The organism is Clostridium sp. YIM B02555, assembly GCF_022320955.1.
GTDB lineage: Bacteria > Bacillota > Clostridia > Clostridiales > Clostridiaceae > Clostridium > Clostridium saccharoperbutylacetonicum.
Window position 1 is genome coordinate 203,655 of sequence record NZ_JAKJJY010000008.1, and the last position, 19,553, is coordinate 223,207.

Consider the following 19,553-nt stretch of genomic DNA (forward strand, 5'->3'; position numbering starts at 1 on the left):
AAGTCTTAATTATTCATCCGATACCTTAACCTCTAAAATATCTAAAATAAAAATAACTAAAGGTATTCCCAACAATAATCCCCATGTTCCCATAAATTGTTCTCCCAAAATTAATATTATAAATATAAAGAATACTGGCAATGATGTTTTATCGGACATTAACTTTGGATTTAATATATAACTTTCTAATCCATGTAATAAAGCAATCATTATAATAACGGATATTACTTTAATTACACCTCCAACATTGAATGCTATTAAACAAAGTGGTATTAAAGATATTATAACTCCAGCCACCGGTATAAAACTTAGCACAAATATCATAAAGCCTAGACCTATTAATTGTGGAAATCCCATAATCCATAAAGCTATGGTAGAAAGAATAGAATTTACTAATGCTATTAAAAATTGAGCTTGTATTACTTTTCCAAAGGAATTTAAGAAATTTAATCCAAAATACTCAAGACGATTGTAAAGTCTTGATGCTTTACTCGTTTTAAATTTGCTTATAAATTTTTTTATTCTTTCTATATCTAAGATAAAAAGCATACTTAATATTAATGAAATAAATAAATTAGCACTTCCCTGTACTAAGCTTTTGCCAGTAACTATCAAAGTATTCATAAGCGTATCATAAGATTTTGATATATCAATCTGCTTCCTTAAGATATCTATATATTCTTTCCAATTATCAGGTACATTTATTTTCCATAGCTCTTCATATATGATTTGAATTTCTCTTATAATTTCAGGAATATACCTACACGCAAAAAATATTATTAATCCAAAAATAATAATATATAAAACAATCGTTACTAAGGTTCTTGGCAAGCGCGTTTTTCTTACTATATATTTTTGCAAATTATATAGTAAATAAGAAAATAAAAATGTAAAAATAATTAGATTAAACAAATCTTTAATAAGATAAATTATTAAGGCTATAACCATAAATTCCATAACAGTTCTTATTACATTTTTCCAAAACTCATATTTCTTTACTTCCATATTAAAATTCCTCCTCTGTAGCTGATAACATTTATTCAAGCCTTACTTACTAATCAGATCAAATCTTTTTTAACTTAAATTTTGCTATCATAAGATAAGCAAGAACACTCATTAAAATAACCGATAGTATTATTACAAATACGTTATTTTTAGGTACAAATAACGAAAATAATGCTAGAATTGAACCTGCAATAGTTATTGGAATTCCTGTGAAAGTTCCATTAAATTCACTAACATTATATTTTGCTAATCTGTAACAACCACATATAATATAAGCTTGTGCTGAAATAATTCCAATCACGCCAAACGCCTGAGAATCAAAAATATATTTAGAAAATATTAATATAGCTGGGGCAACTCCAAAGGAAATTAAATCTGCTAAAGAATCTAGTTCTTTTCCTATTTCACTGGATACCTTAAAATATCTTGCAATTCTGCCATCATATCTATCTATTAACGCAGCAACAATTATAAATAAAGCTCCTCTACTAAAATTTTTATTGAAAACTTCAATTATTGAAAGAATTCCAAAAGATAAATTCATAAATGTTAATATATTAGGTATAAATTTTTTAACCATGCCTCGACTCCTTTTACTTACTTAACTATATCTGTTCATTAACTTGATTACCTTGGGAAAACTTACTTATAAGCTTATCCTTATAAATTATCCCTAATACAAATGCTATTAAAGCTATAAGTGAAATTACTATTGTTGACATATAATTTCCATAATGAATATTAGATCCTATCCATAATTTTTTCCTTTCTTGTTTGTAATCTAATAATTAAAAGTTTATCTACAACATCTTAAAATCTACATATACTAAATCTTAAGAATTCTTAAGTCATCTTAAATAATGTAGATTTAAACAATACAGCGTTATATACTAATAACAAATGGAGGTGGCTAATAAGTACTATGAGGAATATTTTAATTGCGGATGATAATAATGAGATAAGGGAAATAGTTAAAGTTTTATTGGAAAGTGAAGGTTACAATGTGCTAGAGGCTGTAGATGGTGAAGATGCTATATGCAAGGTCGATGAAAGCATTGATTTAATAATACTTGATATAGTAATGCCTAAAAAAACTGGCTTTAAAGCGTGTATAGAAATTCGCGAGAAGACAAGTGCACCAATTTTATTTTTAACAGCTAAATCCCAAGATTCAGATAAATATATGGCATTTTCTGCTGGAAGTGATGATTATCTTTCAAAACCATTTTCCTATACAGAACTAGTATCAAGAGTCAAGGCTTTACTTAGAAGATATTATGTTTATAAAGGGAAAGAGGCAAATGACTCAATAGATTCAATTAGTATTAACGGATTAAAAATAAATTTAACTTCAAACGAAATTTCAATAGACGGGCGAGAAATTGCTTTAACTGAAATTGAATATAGTATTCTTTTATTGATGTCTAAAAATCGTAAAAAGATTTTTTCAGCACAAAATTTATATGAGAGTATTTGGAACGAACCCTATTTTTACTCTTGTAATAATACGGTCATGGTTCATATAAGAAATTTAAGAAGTAAGTTAGAATCCGATCCACAAAATCCAAAATATATAAAAACAGTTTGGGGAAAGGGGTACAGGATTGAATAAAAAATTTCTATCTACTAAATTAGAAATTAAATTAATCATAGCTTTAATATTTTCATTTATTATATCTGTTTGTATATTTCTTTTAATATATACAGCAGGTGAAAATATACTAGATAACTACTTTAACAAGACTTCCTTTCTTGTAAACCAAAAAAAGCAAGCTGTGTCAGAGTTTAAGGAATATGTATCGGATAATGGCTTATCAATAAATGATCATGACAAAATCGAAAGTTGGATTCGCAAAAACAAGAATGTGAATCTTTATATTTATAAAGATAATGATTTAGTTTATGCTTCTAATATAAATGATGAAGTAACAAGTTATGAACAATATAAAGAAAGTCCAATTTTCCCTAGTAATACTCTTGTTGATGTGTCATTTATTGATTCTGATGCAAAAATGCATATGGAATGCTTTTTTGAATACAAGTATTACTATTTTCTAGCTTTTGCTGGAATCGCTATATCATTGCTTTTCTTTATAATTCTTATACTGTTTTTTATTAACAAAAAAATCACCTATATTGGACTTCTTGAAAATGAAATAAAAATCTTAGAAGGAGGAGATTTAACCTATGATATTACTATAGATAGCAATGATGAGCTTTCATCCTTGGCCCAAAGCATTAATGATATGAGAAAATCCTTTATCGAAAGGTTAGAAAATGAAAGTGAAGCTCAACTTGCAAATAGTGAGTTGATTACAGCCTTATCCCATGATCTAAGAACTCCACTAACCGCATTAGTTGGGTATTTAGATATTATAGAATATAAAAAATATAAAACTGAAGAAAACTTTAAACAATATATTCATAATAGTAGAGAAAAAGCATATCAAATTAAATATCTATCAGATAAACTATTCGAGTACTTTACAGTTTTTAATACCTGTGATGCTTTAGAATTAGAAACCTTTAATGGAAATGAACTACTAGAACAACTAATTCAAGAGCAAATTTTCCTGTTAGACAATAAAGGATTTTTCTTTGATTTTTCTTCTTGCAATACACCTTTTTTACTTGAAGTGAATTTAATATCAATACAACGAGTTTTTGATAATATTTTTTCTAATCTATCTAAATATGCAGATAAATCTAAAGTGATTAAAGTTAACTACTACATTGAAAAAGAAAAACTATTTATAACTGTAGAAAACCAAATAAATAATTTAAAAGCATTAGATAGCACAGGTATAGGACTAAAAACCTGCAAGAAGATCATAGAAATGCATAAAGGAGAATTTGATATTAAAAGAAGAGAAAAATTATTTTTGGTTTCGATAACTTTAAATATAACTTCATCTTAACTATAGATATCCAAAGCAAGAATTAGATTTATGCAACAATTACCGAAATATGATACATTTATCTTCCACAGGACTAGTCAAATTTTCGCTGGAAGGTTCTAAATGTGGGCTTGCCGTCATTTCAGCGTGTTCCAGATGTAAAATCTGGACAAGCTGAAAATGAAACAAGCCCACATTAATACCCTTCAACAGCTCAATTTCACATGCCTGCTCCAGAAAAAAATGCATCATATTTCTAGTGCAGTGTTACGATTATAATTTCTCAATTATGCATGTATATTACATTTATAAATTTGGATATCTAGAACTCTATCTTAAAAGCATAATTCCAATCCTATAAAAGCTTATAAACAAGTTACTAAATTATATAATTTGTCTATAAGCAAAAATCAAATCATTCCTTGTATATTTTTCGCCATATCACTGATTGTCCTGCTACAACAAAACTCCTTCATTAAATACAATAGAAACTATATTCTCCTCGCCTAATTCATTATCTTTTACTAAGTTTGCAATTCTCATAACAGTTTCAATTATTCATTTCATCACCTAGGTCATTTGACTCTAACACTCAAAACTATCTTAAAAATTCCTGTAAGAACTAGTCCATTATTAATATTATCACAGCAATTTTTGCAAGTTATATAGCAATAATAACATATTCATCGTTTTGAATTATTAATATAATTAAGGTGAATCAAAGTTAATTGTTTTCAAGCTCCTAGAACAGTATATTTAATTATATTATTTTAATGCAATAATTTTATACAATATATCAAAATAGTTAATGTATTATATAAGCTTACAGTATAGAATAGATTTATTAATTTAGTTGCGCTTATATCAAAGTACAACTAATCATAAATATTATATTTGTTAATATTTAAAATGAGGTGATTTTTTGTTAGATAACAATTTTATGTTAAAGGGAAAAACTGCAAATATCCTTTATAATGATATTGCAAAAAATGCTCCTATTTATGACTATCATTGTCATTTATCCCCTAAAGAAATTTATGAGGATAAGGTATTTAGTAATATTTCTAAAATTTTTCTTGAGTTTGACCACTATAAGTGGAGAGCTATGAGATATGCAGGTGTACCTGAAGAATATATTACTGGTACTGCAAATGATTTTGATAAATTCAAAATGTGGGCAAGAACTTGTGAAAGATTAATAGGTAGTCCCTTATATCACTGGACTAATCTTGAGCTAAGAAATTTCTTTGGAGTTACAGAAATTTTAAAGGAAAGCAATGCTGAAAAAATCTATGAGCATTGTAATAAGAAAATAGCTGCTGAAGCTTTATCTCCTGTAAAATTTATAACTAATTCCAAGGTAAAATTAATTTGCACTACAGATGATCCTATTGATAATTTGGAATATCATAAATTAATAGCTGAAAATAAGGCTTTAACTTTTAAAGTATTACCAACCTTTAGACCTGATAAAGCTCTTAATATTTTAAATGAAGGTTTTACAGATTATATTAATGCCTTATCAGAAAGTTCTGGTATAAAAATTACAAGCTCTTATTCAACTTTAATAGAAGCATTAATAAGCAGAGTTGAATATTTCAATGAAGTTGGTTGTAAGCTTTCTGACCACTCACTAGAAAGTTTATATTATTTACCTACTACTGAAGCAGAAGTAGCTGAGATTTTCAAGAAGCGCTTATATAAAGATAAAATATCAGCTGAAGATGCTGAAAAATTTAAATGTTATACTCTTAAATTGCTTGCTAAAGAATATCACAAAAATGGCTGGGCAATGCAGCTTCATATAGGAGCAATGAGAAATAACAATGAAACTATGTTTAAAAAGCTAGGTCCTGATGCAGGTTTTGATGTTATGAATGATTTTAATATAGCTTCATCATTATCAAAACTTCTTAATGATATTAATGAAAACTCTGGACTTCCAAAGACAGCAATTTACACTTTAAATCCAAAAGATAATCTAGTACTTTCTGCACTTCCTCACTGCTTTGGTGAAGATGGTGTAAGAGGAAAAATTCAATTTGGGGCTGCTTGGTGGTTTAACGATCATAAAGAAGGCATGTATGAGCATTTAAAATCAATTGGAAACCAAGGAATGTTAGCCGACTTTGTTGGAATGCTTACAGATTCAAGAAGCTTTTTATCTTATGCAAGACATGATTATTTTAGAAGAATATTATGTAGCTTTGTAGGCTCATTAGTTGATGATAATGAATTTGAAAATGATCCTGAACTTCTAAAAGAAATCATTGAAGGCATCTGCTACAAAAATATAAAAAATTATTTAAAATTGGAGGATTAATAATATGAAATTATCATTTAGATGGTATGGAGCTGACGATGCCGTTAAGCTTCAATACATTAGACAAATCCCAAGTATGGACAGCATTGTAACTGCAATTTACGACGTTCCTGTAGGAGAAGTATGGAGCAATGAAAGCATAGTTAAATTAAAAGCTGAAGTTGAAAACGCTAACTTAAAATTTGATGTTATTGAAAGTGTTCCTGTTCATGAAGACATAAAACTTGGCTTACCTACAAGAGACAAATATATTGAAAATTATAAAGAAAACATAAGACGTCTTGCAAAAGCAGGAGTTAAAGTAATTTGTTATAACTTCATGCCTGTATTTGACTGGACTAGAACTCAACTTGATAAAGTTTTAGAAGATGGTTCTACTGCTCTTGTTTATTATAAAGAACAACTTGAAAAAATGGACCCTCTTACTGGTGAATTATCACTTCCAGGCTGGGATTCAAGCTATACAAAGGATCAACTTGCAGATTTATTCAAGCAATATTCAAAAGTTGATGAAGAAGCTTTATGGAGCAATTTAGAATACTTCTTAAAGCAGATTATTCCAGTTGCTGAACAAAATGATATTAAGATGGCAATTCACCCAGATGATCCTCCATATAATATCTTTGGACTACCAAGAATAATCACAAACGAAAAGAATTTAGATAGATTCTTAAAGTTAGTTGACAGCAAATACAACGGACTAACTTTCTGTACTGGTTCTCTTGGATCAGCAAGCTTTAATAATATTGTAGAAATGGTAGATAAATATTCTAGTCAAGGTCGTATTCACTTTATGCATGTTAGAAATGTAAAACTTCTTGAAGATGGAAGCTTTGAAGAAAGTGCTCACTACTCACCTTGTGGTTCATTAGATATAGTTGAAATCATGAAAGTGCTTCATAAAAATAAATTTGATGGATATCTTCGTCCAGACCATGGAAGAATGATTTGGGGAGAAACTGGAAGACCTGGCTATGGTTTATATGACCGTGCTTTAGGTGCTATGTACATTGCAGGAATTTGGGAAACTTTAGAAAAAACTAATAAATAAAGGAGAGATATAAAATGAAATTACCTTTTAGTATAGATTTAAGCAATAAAGTTATTGTCGTAACTGGTGGCGCTGGAGTACTAGGAAGCTCTTGGGTGGATGCCTTAGCTGAATGCAACGCAAAAGTTGCAATCTTAGATAGAAGCATAGAGAGTGCAGAAAAGAAAGCTGCTGAAGTTGTAGCTAAAGGAAAAACTGCTATTGGTGTTGAAGCTAACGTTCTTGATAAAGCAAGTCTTAAAAAAGCTCATGAAGTTATCTTAGAAAAGTTTGGTCCTTGCGACATTTTAATAAATGGTGCTGGTGGTAACAATCCAAAAGGAACAACTACTAAGGAATATTTATATGAAGAAGATTTAAAAGAAGAAAACAAAGATCTTGTAACTTTCTTTGATCTTGATGAAGATGGAATCAGATTTGTATTTGACTTAAACTTCCTTGGAACTTTACTTCCATCACAAGAATTTTCAAGAGACATGATCGGAAGAAAAGGTTGCAGCATTATCAATGTTTCATCAATGAATGCTTTCACTCCACTTACAAAAATACCAGCATACTCAGGTGCAAAATCTGCAGTATCAAACTTTACACAATGGCTAGCAGTTCATATGTCAAAGGTTGGTATAAGAGTAAATGCTATAGCTCCTGGCTTCTTTGTAACAAAACAAAATGAAGCACTTCTTAAAAATGCAGACGGAAGCTATACTGAGCGTTCTCACAAGATTTTAAATGCTACTCCAATGGGAAGATTTGGTGAAGCCGAAGAACTTATAGGTGCACTTCTATTCTTGGTAAATGAAGAAGCATCAAGCTTTGTAAATGGTATAATTATACCAATTGATGGTGGTTTCTCAGCTTATTCAGGAGTTTAACCATAATAAAACCAATTAATATAATTAGCCACAATCAAATAAAATAAGTTATTTGCTCAAAATATATAATTTCATTAAGAAAAGAACTATATCATCAAGAAATAAAAACTACTATATACTGCAAATTCAGTATGTAGTAGTTTTTGGTTTGTTATATATACTTGCCTCCATTGCACTTTTTAATTCCTCATCACAGCCTTTTCCACTCAGTAAAACTTTTAATTCAGTTCCATAATTCCAATGAAGACATAATTTTAAAAAACCTTTATAACTATTTTAATGCCTGGCGGTGAAGCCTATGTTAAAAAAATTAATATCACTAATGATTTAAAAGGCTTTGAAAAACTTTTATTAATTAAAATTGTTTGTTGCCCAAGATAAATACACAGTTGTCACTTAGCAGGTATATCTTCAGCATTAGCTAAAACATCTAGTTCAATTTATTATTTTTCCTATATTGACTTGGAGAAATATCATTTTTCCTTTTAAATAGCCTAATAAAATGCTCTACAGTAGGATACCCTACACTATTGCTGATATCTGCAATAGAAATATTAGTATTGCTCAACAAATTCTCTGCTCTTTCAAGACGTATCTTTTGTATTAGCTGAGTAAAAGTAAGTCCTGTTGCTTCTTTAATCAACTTTGAACTATGTGGACTAGAAAAATGAAATCTCCTAGCAACATCATCTAATGTAATCCCTATATAATTATCCTGAATGTAAGTAATCATTTCTATATGTCTCAATGTCTCTTTTTTTAAGAGGCTTGGCAATTCAACATTTTTTTCATGAGAGCGAAGCAATCTAGCAAAAAACACCATAAGAAGATTATTGAGAATATTATTATAATACCTGGAACGATTCTTATATTCTAAGAACATTTCTAAAATTGAATTTCTTATTTCCTCATCTTTACTTGTTCTAAAAATAATATAATCATTTCGCTGTTCTTTGTATAAATTATTTATAAAAAAATTTGAAAGTAAATTATTATTTCGTAAAAAATCAAAAAATATATCTTCAAAGGTATTTCTGCGTATTAATAAATTGATAATAATACTGTCATCAAACACAGAAATAGAATGTTTTACATTAGGGGAAACAATAGTTATATCTCCTTCTCCCATTTCTATATGATGTTCACCTATTTTTTGAGTACATTGACCTGCCAATACATAAATTAATTCAAAAAAGACATGCTTATGTGTAAATTCTGGCGTATAGCGATTATGCTTAAGAAGAATAATACTATTTTGACTATTCATTTCAAAGTAAGTTTCATCAGCCATTTGTTTTGGTATTTCTTTATCTGAAACTTCAGGAATTATTAATTTATGTTTAATAATATAGTCTTTATCTATATTTTCTAAAAAGCCTTTATGCAATACGATATCCTGTCTTGCTTCATAATATTTTCTGTAAAATATCTCATCTTCATTATAAGTATACAAATATTGGGTTAAATCATTTAAATTCATAAAAACTCCTTTAAATCAGTGACAGTCACCATGGTCTGTTAATTAAAAATTTATCACAAATATTAAAATCAATCAATCAAATTGACTAGAAATGATAATTGTTAAGATTTTTTTATAAATATATACTTAGTTTATGATGATAATTTATGAAAATGTTATCATCTAAAATAATAACAGCCCTTAGTTAGAAATCACAGTAGTGTTTCTAAAACTCTGCATTTCAAAAGAGTTTTAGCATAAATCATAAATTAGGAGATGAATATATGAGTATTACTAACAGTATTAAAGATTTTAAAATGGAAGTTAATAAAGCTCTTGTAGATAAAGCAGTAGCACTAGAACCAAGTTTGATTAAAAATACAGTTAAACCAATTGGGCTAGTAACCATTGAAAAAGGAAAAGAAGACTGGGAAATAACTGAAATAAAATCAATTGATGAACTTTCTAATATCTCTTTAGGTAAAGGTCAAAGCGTATGTATTGATTTTGGTGATCATCACGTTGGATATGTAAATTTTAAGCTTAAACCAGTAGGAAGTCCTCCTGATGCACCTGCACATCTTAGAATTAAACTTGGTGAAACCTTATGTGAAATAGCTGAAGATAGCTCGACTTATAACGGAAGCATTAGTAGCAGCTGGATTCAAGAAGAGTTCCTCCATATAGATATATTACCAAATACAGTTAGCATGCCAAGACGTTATGCTTTTAGATATATGGAAATTAAGGTAGTAGATACATCCCCTAAATATGAAATTGTAATTGAAGATGTAAATTGCATAGCTGTATCTTCTGCTGATATGTCAACTGTTTCTCCATTAACTAAAATTTCTGATGATCTAATTAAAATGGATAAAATATCCTTAAAAACCCTTCAAGATTGTATGCATTCTGTATTTGAAGATGGACCTAAGAGAGATAGACGTTTATGGATTGGCGATTTGAGACTACAAGCTCAAGCAAATTATTATACGTTTAAAAACTATGATTTAGTAAAGAGATGCTTATACTTATTTGGAGGTTTAGCTCAAAATGAAGGAAGAGTTGGTGCATGTTTATTTATTGAGCCAAAGCTTTTGGTCGATGATACTGCATTATACGATTATTCACTATTCTTTATTTCTTGTCTTTATGATTATTATGAAGAAACAAAAGATTTGACTGTATTAAATGATCTATGGGAAGTTGCATATCATCAAGCCCAACTGGCTTTAAATCGTATAGATGAAAACGGTGTAGTTCGTGATAGCGACGACTGGTGGTGCTTCTTAGACTGGCATGATGAATTAAATAAGCAGGCAGGAGCGCAAGCAATTCTAATATATACATTAAAACAAGCTGAAAAATTAGCTAATGTATTAGGAGATACTGAAAGAAAAGAAAAACTTAAAAAAGAAATAAAGAAAACTACTGAAGGGGCAATTAATCAGCTATGGGATAAAGAACAATGCTTTTTTGTAAGCGGTAATCAAAAGCAAGTATCTTGGATTTCACAAATTTGGTTTGTACTTGCTGAAGTATTTGATACAGATATTAATGGCAAAATACTTGATAACCTACTAAAGGTTTCTCCAAGAGTTGATCTTGTAACTCCTTATGCATATCACCACTTAATAGAAGCTTTAATTTTAAATAACAGAAAAGCTGAAGCACTATCTTGTGTGAGAAGCTATTGGGGCGAAATGGTTAAGGATGGAGCTGACTGCTTCTGGGAATTATATAATCCTAAAAATAAATATGCATCACCATATGGTTCTCGTATTATTAATAGTTACTGCCATTCTTGGAGCTGTACACCATCATATTTTATAAGGAAATATTTCCTATAAGCTTATTCATTATTATAAAGCTAAACCACTACAAACGTAGTGGTTTAACTTTATAACTCCTTGTAAATTGGTCCTCTATTACCAAATAACTACAACCATAATTATCATTTTTATCTATCCTACTTAATTTTTCCTTTAAATTGATCTGGAGTCAACCCTACAGTTTTCTTGAAAAGTTCACTAAAGTGTCTACTATTATGATATCCAACCATCTCACTTACTTCCTTAACCTTATACCCCTCATTTAACAGCTTCTTAGCTTTTTCAAGCCTTACATTTGTTAAATATTTTATATAAGTTGTTCCTACTTGCTCTTTAAATAGCATACTTAAATAAGTAGTATTAATGTTTACCATTTCGGCCATTTCATCTAAAGTAATATCTTTATGGTAATTTTCATCTAAGTATTCCCTAACCTTCACAATAGATTTTCTATTGCTGTTTTTCTGTATATTAGCTATCCAATTCATTAAGTCATCGAAAAATGAAATCATCCAAGCTGAAATCTCAAAGGCTGTATTGGCTTTTAAAATTTCAACATGAGGTATAAAGCCTCCTTCTTTTTCAGCTACATAATCTTTTCCTGTTTCAGTAGATACTTTTAAAGCTAAATATATAAGTTCTAAACATTCATGGCAAAACATTTCCGGCGGTAAATTATAGGATTCTAAATTTTTCAAAAAGTTTTTAACCTGCCCTATAACCTCCTGTTTATTTGAAGATCTAATATTAAAAATTATTGAGTCATGACCATCATCTGCTAATTTTGATATATGATTACTATATTCAACCTCTCTAATGTGTATTATTGAAGAAGTATCCTTAAAAAATGCATACTTCAACGCCTTCTTAGCATCTGAATAAGATTTACTAATATCAAAAACCTGCTTCTGGCTTTCCCCGATTCCCATATAGAAATCTATATTTTGTTCTTGAAGCTGCTTTCTAACTTTAGTCATGTAGTTTATTAAGTTAGATTCAGTCTCACTATTTATATCTGATATTTCAAAAAATATAAAGATTACTTCTTTACCTTCATTTAAAATAAAATGCCTTATTAAATTATTATGATTATTTAAGTCAAAAGTTTTTTTTACTTCATTAATAAACTTCTTAGTATTCTCCGTATCTTCCTCTTGCTTTGCAACAGCAACTGTAAAATTGTTCATGCTTAATAAATTTATATTGTTATCATTTAACATATAAAGCAATTTTTCATCATTAATATTTTCCCCATTTATTAATCTTCTAATTAACCCTTCTAATATAGCCTTTTTAGACTCTAAGAAGTTTTCAACCAATTTAGTTTCTTCTTTTTTTTTGTCAATAATCTTTATTGCTTCTTTTAAGGTTTCTTCAACTTTGTCAATTGTTACAGGCTTATCAAGATAATCAATTACTCCTAAACTTAGAGCTTTTCGTGCATATTCAAATTCATTATAACCACTAAAAATTATAAATACTCCACTTGGAATTATCTTCTTTGCATTCTCAATCAATGTTAGCCCGTTCATACGAGGCATAGTAATATCAGTAAATACTATATCAGGCTTTTCCTTTTCAATTAACTCAAGTCCACTTACACCATCAGAAGCTGATCCAACCACTTCTATTCCAAATCCACTCCAATTTACTATGGCTTTTAATCCTTCAACCACAATATATTCATCATCAATAAGTACAGCTTTAATCATCTTACTCTCCCCTTATAATATTATCTTTTTCTCAAATGGGATTTTAATCGTGACTATAGTTCCTTTGTTTATTTCACTCTCAAATGTAACTCCATATTCTTCTCCATAATAGAGTTCAATTCTTTCTTGAACATTCTTTATGCCATAACCTGAATTAAATTTATTAATATCCTCTACACCTATTCCATTATCTTCAATAACAAATACAATTTCGTCTCCCTCTAACTTCCCTATTATATTAATTTCTCCATCTCCAGCCTTAGGTTCCAGCCCATGAATCATTGCATTTTCAATAAATGGCTGAATTATTAATTTTATTATCTCATAATCCATAATCTTATCATCTATATCAATGTCTACCTTAAATCTATCCTTATATCTTAAATTCTGTATAATTAAATAGCTCTGCACCTGCTTTATTTCATTTCTTACAGTTGTTATTTCACTTCCCTTATTTAAGCTCAACTTAAAAATATCAGATAATGCAATAGCCATATCTGCAATATCATCAACCTTTTTTATTTTTGCCAGCCAATAAATTGAGTCTAAAGTATTATAGAGGAAATGTGGATTAATTTGAGCCTGTAATAACTTAAGTTCTGCTTCTCTCTGCTTTAGCTTTGAGCTAGTTATTCTCTCATTTAATTCTAAATTTTCTTTTACCATAACTTTAAATTGATTTCCTAAAATACCTATTTCATCATCACCAAATTCTTCAGTAATATCCCTTTTACCTTTACCTACATCTGAAATAGCTCTTTTTAATCTTTTTATCGGTTTATTTATAGTATTTGAAAAAACTATTGATAATATCAATGCAAATAAAATTGTCACTAAACAAACTATGGCTGTATAAACTCCTATAAGCCTAGTATCCTTTAGTAATTGACTCTTTTTTATAATATGTACAATTTCCCATCCAGTAATATCATTAGTATAACTACTTACTGAATATCCTTGCTTCTCTAAAGTGCTTGAATTAAATTCTTGTGAATTATCTACTATTTTTTTAATATCCTCGTCATTTCTATTCATAAAGACAATGGGAGAATTATTATTATTATTGTTTTTATTTTTATCCAAAACCAAAAAGGTTCCTTCTTCAGAATCTGGATTTATATTAGGAAAAGCTTTAGTAAATGCATTTTCCTTTACATTAATAATCATAAGTCCTATTGGATTTAAAGTGTCCACATCTCTTACCAGTTTCACTGTAGAAAATGAAAATTCTCTGCTTTCTTCATCTAAAATATTATAACCCAGTATTACTTCTTTTCCATTTGCCTTTATTGCTTCTTTATACCAATTTTTTTCTTTTATTTTATCGTAAGGATTATTTTTTAATACTGTTGCTCCACTAAATTTTGTTCCAAAATAATAAAGCCGTCCATCATTATCATATAAGCATATTGAATCAATATATGTAGTATCTATTGTGTACTCCCTAAATATTCTACTAAATACATTAACACTTTGAATAGGAAAATAATTATCCGTAGCTTCAGTAACTTCATTCGATGATTTAAGTTCATTTCTCAAATTTTCATTACTTGTAATACTTCGCATAATATTTGTAGTGTTTTTTAAATTATTGTCCATTAATTCACTGGACTTCTGCAAATTCAAGAGATATGATGCTTTATGATTATTTTCAATCATATTGGAAGAGTTTATAAATGAAATTATTCCTATTAAAGGTATTGGAAAAATAATCAAAATAATCATTACTGCTAAAAATCTATTTTTAATAGTTTTTATTTTAAAATATTTTTCAATCATATTTAGTAATTTATGTGTTATATTAATAATCTTTATCACCTCTCTAGTTGCAGTATTCTAATAATATCTCTCTTCTACCATATTTATATTATATCAAATATGCACAGTAATTTATTGCTGATTTGAAGCTAATTCTTTTTCTATTTCTGTTATTATATTTTTATTATTGAACATAATAACAAAGCATATTAAACTGTTTAAACATAGAAATACTGTTATTGGAAGTATATAAATAAAAAAGAAGCCAATTAATAATGCAATTATATTACTAATAGTGACGTGGATCCTTTTTATAGAGTAAATAAAAGCTATTTTTACTACATCTATAGTTGTAAAATTGAATCTCGAAATTATAGGGAAAGCAATTGTTCCTATTACCACTGTAAAAACGCATATAGCAATAAATAAAATTGCAAATTCACTTAAAATCCCCTCTTTTACTGAAAGATTCAAATTAATATAAGATATAAAAAGTATTACTAATTCCGCACACCATAATTGCAGCGACTGTTTAAAATTTATCTTATATGCTTTAATATAGTAACTTGTGATGTTAATATCTTTTTCTCTTATTATTTTACCCATTGAAGCACAAAGTGCAGTTAATGCTGGCCCCATGGGAATTAATGTAATGAACCCTAAAATAGAAATATTTGATGACATATCAATTCCAGAGATAATATTGTATCCAATAAAAAGTACATTTGCCGCTAGAAAATAAAGATTTCCTAAAACAAACCATGCTATATAGTTAAAAGCAGTAAAAATAATGTTTTCTTTATATTCTATATTGTTCATATACATTCTTCTCCTCTTAAAATAAATAGTTCAAAAGCAACCTAAAGAATAATTTCCCAAAGTTGCTTTTGAATTTATATGTTTAAAATTTATTATTTAACTATTACTTTTTCAAGCTAGTTTTTACTGCATCATCAAGTTGTTTACAATAATCTTCTGGAGTCATTTTACCAAGTAGTAAAAGTTGAGAATTATTTTGATTTAAGTCACTAGTCTTTTGATCGAAATTGTATTCCATCCATAGACCACTGTTTTTAACTTTTTTCATTTCATCTGTTACCATTTTTGTATATACTGGTATATCTCCAGTTGTCTTGTTAAGTTTAAATCCAGTAATATTACCAAGTTTATTCATTGAATAATCACCAAAGTTTGAAGCAATGTATTTAGCCCAATCTGCTGTTTGATCATCAAACTTGTCTTTTGAGAATGCTAGTAATGTTCCAAAGTTCATTAAATAATCTTCTTGACTTCCTTTTCCACCATTTACACTTGGGAAGTTAAAGAATCCAATGCCATCTTTTCCTAAAGTATTTTTTGCATCATCATTAAGATCTCTAGTAGCCCAGCTACCCATATAGTACATTGCAGCTTTTCCATTTAAGAAACTGTCATTTGCAACATTATAGTCTATTGTAGTTACACCTTCTCCAAAGTATCCTTTAGTTCCCATTTCTTGTACCATTTTAGCTGCTTCTACAAATGCAGGATCAGTATATGATACCTTTCCACTGTTTGCATCAGCTATAACATTTACGCCTGCTTTACGCATAGCTATGTTTGCAATTTGACGAGTTATCGGCCATTTTTCTTTTCCTGCCAGTGCCATTGGTTGTATTCCCTTATCCTTTAACTTTTGACATGCAGCCATTAATTCATCTAAAGTTGTTGGTACTTTAATATTATTATCTTGAAAAATCTTTTTGTTATACCAAATTCCTTCAATGTTATTTTCAGTTGGCAATGCATATAATTTATCTGTACCTAATATGTTATTTACACCTGTAACTGTAGCTGGAAGAAGAGCTTCCTTTGCACTTGGTAATGAAGTATCTATATCTATAATTTGACCTGCTTTAACAAATTGAAGCAATTGTGAATTACTTTGCGATACAAATAAATCAGGAAGATCGTTACTAGCCGCAAGTACATTTAACTTTTGATCTAAATCAGTTTGTTGAACTACTTCCATTTCTAGATTAAAGTTAGGATGATCCTTCTTATATTCATTAGTTAAGTCAGTTATAACCTTTCCTACACCAGTACTTTCATTCCATATTGATACGAACTTAACTGTTTTCCCCTTTGTTCCACTTGATTGTTTACTACTATCACCACCTGATGAAGAACACCCTGCTAGTAATGCTCCACTCATTATTCCTACTAAAATTCCACTTAAAACCTTTTTTCTAATCGATTTCATAAATACCCTCCTAAAATTAAATTTGAACAAATTATTTTTACACTTAGATATTTGAATAACGTTTACATTGTAATATTAGCACATCATATTTATTTGTTATAGTGTACTTTTTTTTAGTTAATGTACACTTTTTTCTAATTTTATAACAGAATACTAGTAACTATTATATACTCTTAAATTATTTATTGTACGTTATTAATTCTTAACGAATCTCTTTGCCTGACATTAATATCTAGAATTAAATATTATATATTTAACCTTTAACTGCTCCTGCTGTCATTCCTTTAATTACCATCTTATTTAATCCTATATAAAGTAATAAGGTTGGAATAGTTCCCATTGTTATTGATGCAAATATAGGTCCCCAATCTTTTTGACCAAACTGACCTGTAAACATCATCATTCCAGTTTGAATTGTCTTAAGATCTGTTTTACTTATAAAGGTCATTGAAAAGATCAAGTCATTCCAGTTAAATAAGAACTGCAACGTTAATACAGTCACAATTGCATTTTGTATTAGTGGAAGAATTATTCTTAAAAATACTCCATATATACTACAGCCATCCATTACGGCTGCTTCCATTATTTCTAATGGAATATTCTTAAAATATGCTACAAACAAATATATAGACATTGGTAATCCGAATGCTGCATAAGTAATAATAAGACTTAAAGGATTATTTAATAATCCAGACTTTTTATATATCATAAATAAAGGAATTAAAACTACTTGAACCGGAACCATTATTCCCATTAAAAATAAAGTTAATGTAGCTTTGCTTAATTTCCATTTTAATTTAGTTATCGCAAAAGCAGCTGTTGCACTAAAAACAATAATAACAACTAATGCTACTGTCGTTACAAATAAACTGTTCTTAAAGAAAATACTCATTTTTCCTATATTCCAAGCATCTATATAGTTTTTTAAATAGAATCCTTTTGGTAATGCATAAACAGGTGATGTAGAAAATTCTGTTGGCCCCTTTATTGATGATAACAGTAGCCATACAATTGGATATATTTCAACAACAAGTAAAAGGCCTATAAGAATTTTTAATACTATACCTATAATTTTAGTCTTGCTGGAATTCTTTCCTACACTTTCCATTCCGCCTTGTGTAATATTCATAGAAACCCTCCTTAAAGTTAATTAATTATTTCTGGATAATTTATTTACGATACCTGTTGCCACTAAACATTCAAATAATATAAATATAGCAATAGCACTTCCATAACCATATTGGCCATATTTAAATGCTGTATCATACATATACATTGATACCATTTGAGTTGATGTTCCTGGCCCTCCAGCTGTTAATGCCAAAACTGAATCAAAAGCCTTTATTGTTCCTGTTAAGCTTAATACTAATCCAGTAATTATAACTGGTTTAACGAGAGGTAAAATAATATGTCTAACAAGTCTTATACCACTAGCTCCATCTAATCTGGCTGATTCTATAGTTTCATCTGGAATTTCAACTAAACCACCATAAAAGATTAATGCATATAATCCTACCGCTTTCCAAATATCAGCTACACATAGAGCCCAAAGAGCTGTTGATGGTTGTCCTAGCCATGGCTGAATAAAAAAATCCAAGTTTAACACATGAAGTAAGCTGTTTAATAATCCATATTGGGGTGCTATCTCATAAATCTTTGCAAATAATTGTGAGGTTGCAACTGTTGGTAAAACAACTGGGAAGAACACTATGGTTCTTATGAGTGTTTTATATTTTTTAAGCCCAAATACAAATAATAATGATACTAAAAATCCTAATCCAATTTGTCCTATAACAACTACTGCAACATACTTTAAATTTGTCACTACACTGTTAATAAAGTCAGCATCTTTAAAAAGATGTAGATAGTTGCTTAAGCCAGTAAATTTAAAATCCATCCCTGGCATTCCTGAAAATAAAGAATACACAATAGACCAAATTATTGGAACAAATACAACTATTAAATATAAAATCAATGCTGGTAAAATAAATACTGCAATTGCTTTTTTATCTCTCAATAGATTTTCCACATTATCACTCTCCACACTAAAATAGAATAATTTTTTAAGTTTAATAATTATTTATTTCTCCCGGGTACAGCTTAATTATACTAGTGTATACTTTTACAATATAGTGAGTATTTTTTCTGTTTTGGTGCATATTTTTTTGAAAATGTTTACTCTAAAATCCTATCAAACAATCCTTAGTCAGGACCACCCATAAAATGAAGGTGGTTTTCTGAACGCTAAAGCATAAAATAAAAAAATTATAGACACTACAAATGTAGTGTAAATATTTATGCTTGTCTTGTCACTTTACATATTCCCTGTACAAAATCATAGTTGAATAAAATATTAAGGAAGTGTATTTTGTTCCATGGAACTCATATCTTTTAATAACCTA

At 28.8% G+C, this 19,553-nt stretch carries 15 protein-coding genes; 6 read left to right on the forward strand and 9 right to left on the reverse strand.

What is annotated here, in order from left to right; genetic code table 11:
- Positions 1–9: 9 nt before the first annotated feature.
- Together L3B98_RS13745 and pssA are read right to left on the reverse strand one after the other, a co-directional pair.
- Positions 10–1,005: an AI-2E family transporter gene (locus tag L3B98_RS13745; RefSeq protein ID WP_238917124.1), complete on the reverse strand. Its 996-nt coding sequence runs from the start codon at positions 1,003–1,005 to the stop codon at positions 10–12.
- Between the two features lie 58 nt (positions 1,006–1,063).
- Positions 1,064–1,585 carry a CDP-diacylglycerol--serine O-phosphatidyltransferase gene (pssA, locus tag L3B98_RS13750; protein ID WP_238917125.1) on the reverse strand — a complete coding sequence of 174 codons (522 nt, stop codon included), beginning with the start codon at positions 1,583–1,585 and terminating at the stop codon, positions 1,064–1,066.
- 342 nt (positions 1,586–1,927) lie between these two features.
- On the opposite strand from pssA, the gene L3B98_RS13755 reads away from it, so the two are divergent.
- The 5 genes from L3B98_RS13755 to L3B98_RS13775 all read left to right on the forward strand — a co-directional run bounded on the left by L3B98_RS13755 (position 1,928) and on the right by L3B98_RS13775 (position 8,148).
- Complete coding sequence (locus L3B98_RS13755; protein ID WP_238917126.1) at positions 1,928–2,617, forward strand: response regulator transcription factor; 690 nt, start codon at positions 1,928–1,930, stop codon at positions 2,615–2,617.
- A complete protein-coding gene (locus L3B98_RS13760) occupies positions 2,610–3,923 on the forward strand; it encodes a HAMP domain-containing sensor histidine kinase (RefSeq protein WP_238917127.1) in 1,314 nt (437 codons plus the stop codon). Before L3B98_RS13755 ends, L3B98_RS13760 begins: the two co-directional genes overlap by 8 nt.
- A 901-nt stretch (positions 3,924–4,824) precedes the next feature.
- Positions 4,825–6,225, forward strand: a complete 1,401-nt coding sequence (gene uxaC / locus L3B98_RS13765; RefSeq protein WP_238917128.1) for a glucuronate isomerase — start codon at positions 4,825–4,827, stop codon at positions 6,223–6,225.
- A 4-nt stretch (positions 6,226–6,229) separates the two neighbouring features.
- A complete protein-coding gene (gene uxuA / locus L3B98_RS13770; RefSeq protein WP_077361710.1) occupies positions 6,230–7,276 on the forward strand; it encodes a mannonate dehydratase in 1,047 nt (348 codons plus the stop codon).
- Between the two features lie 14 nt (positions 7,277–7,290).
- Complete coding sequence (locus tag L3B98_RS13775; protein WP_238917129.1) at positions 7,291–8,148, forward strand: SDR family oxidoreductase; 858 nt, start codon at positions 7,291–7,293, stop codon at positions 8,146–8,148.
- A gap of 430 nt (positions 8,149–8,578) precedes the next feature.
- Here the strand turns inward: L3B98_RS13775 and L3B98_RS13780 are convergent, their stop codons facing one another.
- On the reverse strand, positions 8,579–9,628 hold the full coding sequence (locus L3B98_RS13780; RefSeq protein ID WP_238917130.1) for an AraC family transcriptional regulator: 1,050 nt from the start codon (positions 9,626–9,628) through the stop codon (positions 8,579–8,581).
- A 263-nt stretch (positions 9,629–9,891) separates the two neighbouring features.
- On the opposite strand from L3B98_RS13780, the gene L3B98_RS13785 reads away from it, so the two are divergent.
- Entirely contained in the window at positions 9,892–11,457 is a 1,566-nt protein-coding gene (locus tag L3B98_RS13785; protein WP_238917131.1) for a sugar hydrolase, read from the forward strand.
- A gap of 119 nt (positions 11,458–11,576) precedes the next feature.
- Here L3B98_RS13785 and L3B98_RS13790 read toward each other — a convergent pair whose 3' ends face one another.
- The 6 genes from L3B98_RS13790 to L3B98_RS13815 all read right to left on the reverse strand — a co-directional run bounded on the left by L3B98_RS13790 (position 11,577) and on the right by L3B98_RS13815 (position 19,180).
- Positions 11,577–13,151 (reverse strand): response regulator, encoded by a 1,575-nt coding sequence (locus L3B98_RS13790; protein ID WP_015391862.1) that lies wholly within the window; start codon positions 13,149–13,151, stop codon positions 11,577–11,579.
- A 12-nt stretch (positions 13,152–13,163) separates the two neighbouring features.
- On the reverse strand, positions 13,164–14,969 hold the full coding sequence (locus tag L3B98_RS13795; protein WP_238917132.1) for a sensor histidine kinase: 1,806 nt from the start codon (positions 14,967–14,969) through the stop codon (positions 13,164–13,166).
- A 72-nt stretch (positions 14,970–15,041) separates the two neighbouring features.
- Positions 15,042–15,728 (reverse strand): DUF624 domain-containing protein, encoded by a 687-nt coding sequence (locus tag L3B98_RS13800; RefSeq protein WP_238917133.1) that lies wholly within the window; start codon positions 15,726–15,728, stop codon positions 15,042–15,044.
- Between the two features lie 103 nt (positions 15,729–15,831).
- Positions 15,832–17,151, reverse strand: coding sequence for an extracellular solute-binding protein (locus L3B98_RS13805; RefSeq protein ID WP_015391859.1), 1,320 nt, complete (start codon positions 17,149–17,151; stop codon positions 15,832–15,834).
- Between the two features lie 253 nt (positions 17,152–17,404).
- Positions 17,405–18,280, reverse strand: coding sequence for a carbohydrate ABC transporter permease (locus tag L3B98_RS13810; protein ID WP_238917134.1), 876 nt, complete (start codon positions 18,278–18,280; stop codon positions 17,405–17,407).
- Between the two features lie 21 nt (positions 18,281–18,301).
- The gene (locus L3B98_RS13815; RefSeq protein ID WP_015391857.1) at positions 18,302–19,180 is read right to left on the reverse strand and encodes a sugar ABC transporter permease; all 879 of its coding nucleotides are present in this window, start codon (positions 19,178–19,180) and stop codon (positions 18,302–18,304) included.
- Between the last annotated feature and the right edge of the window lie 373 nt (positions 19,181–19,553).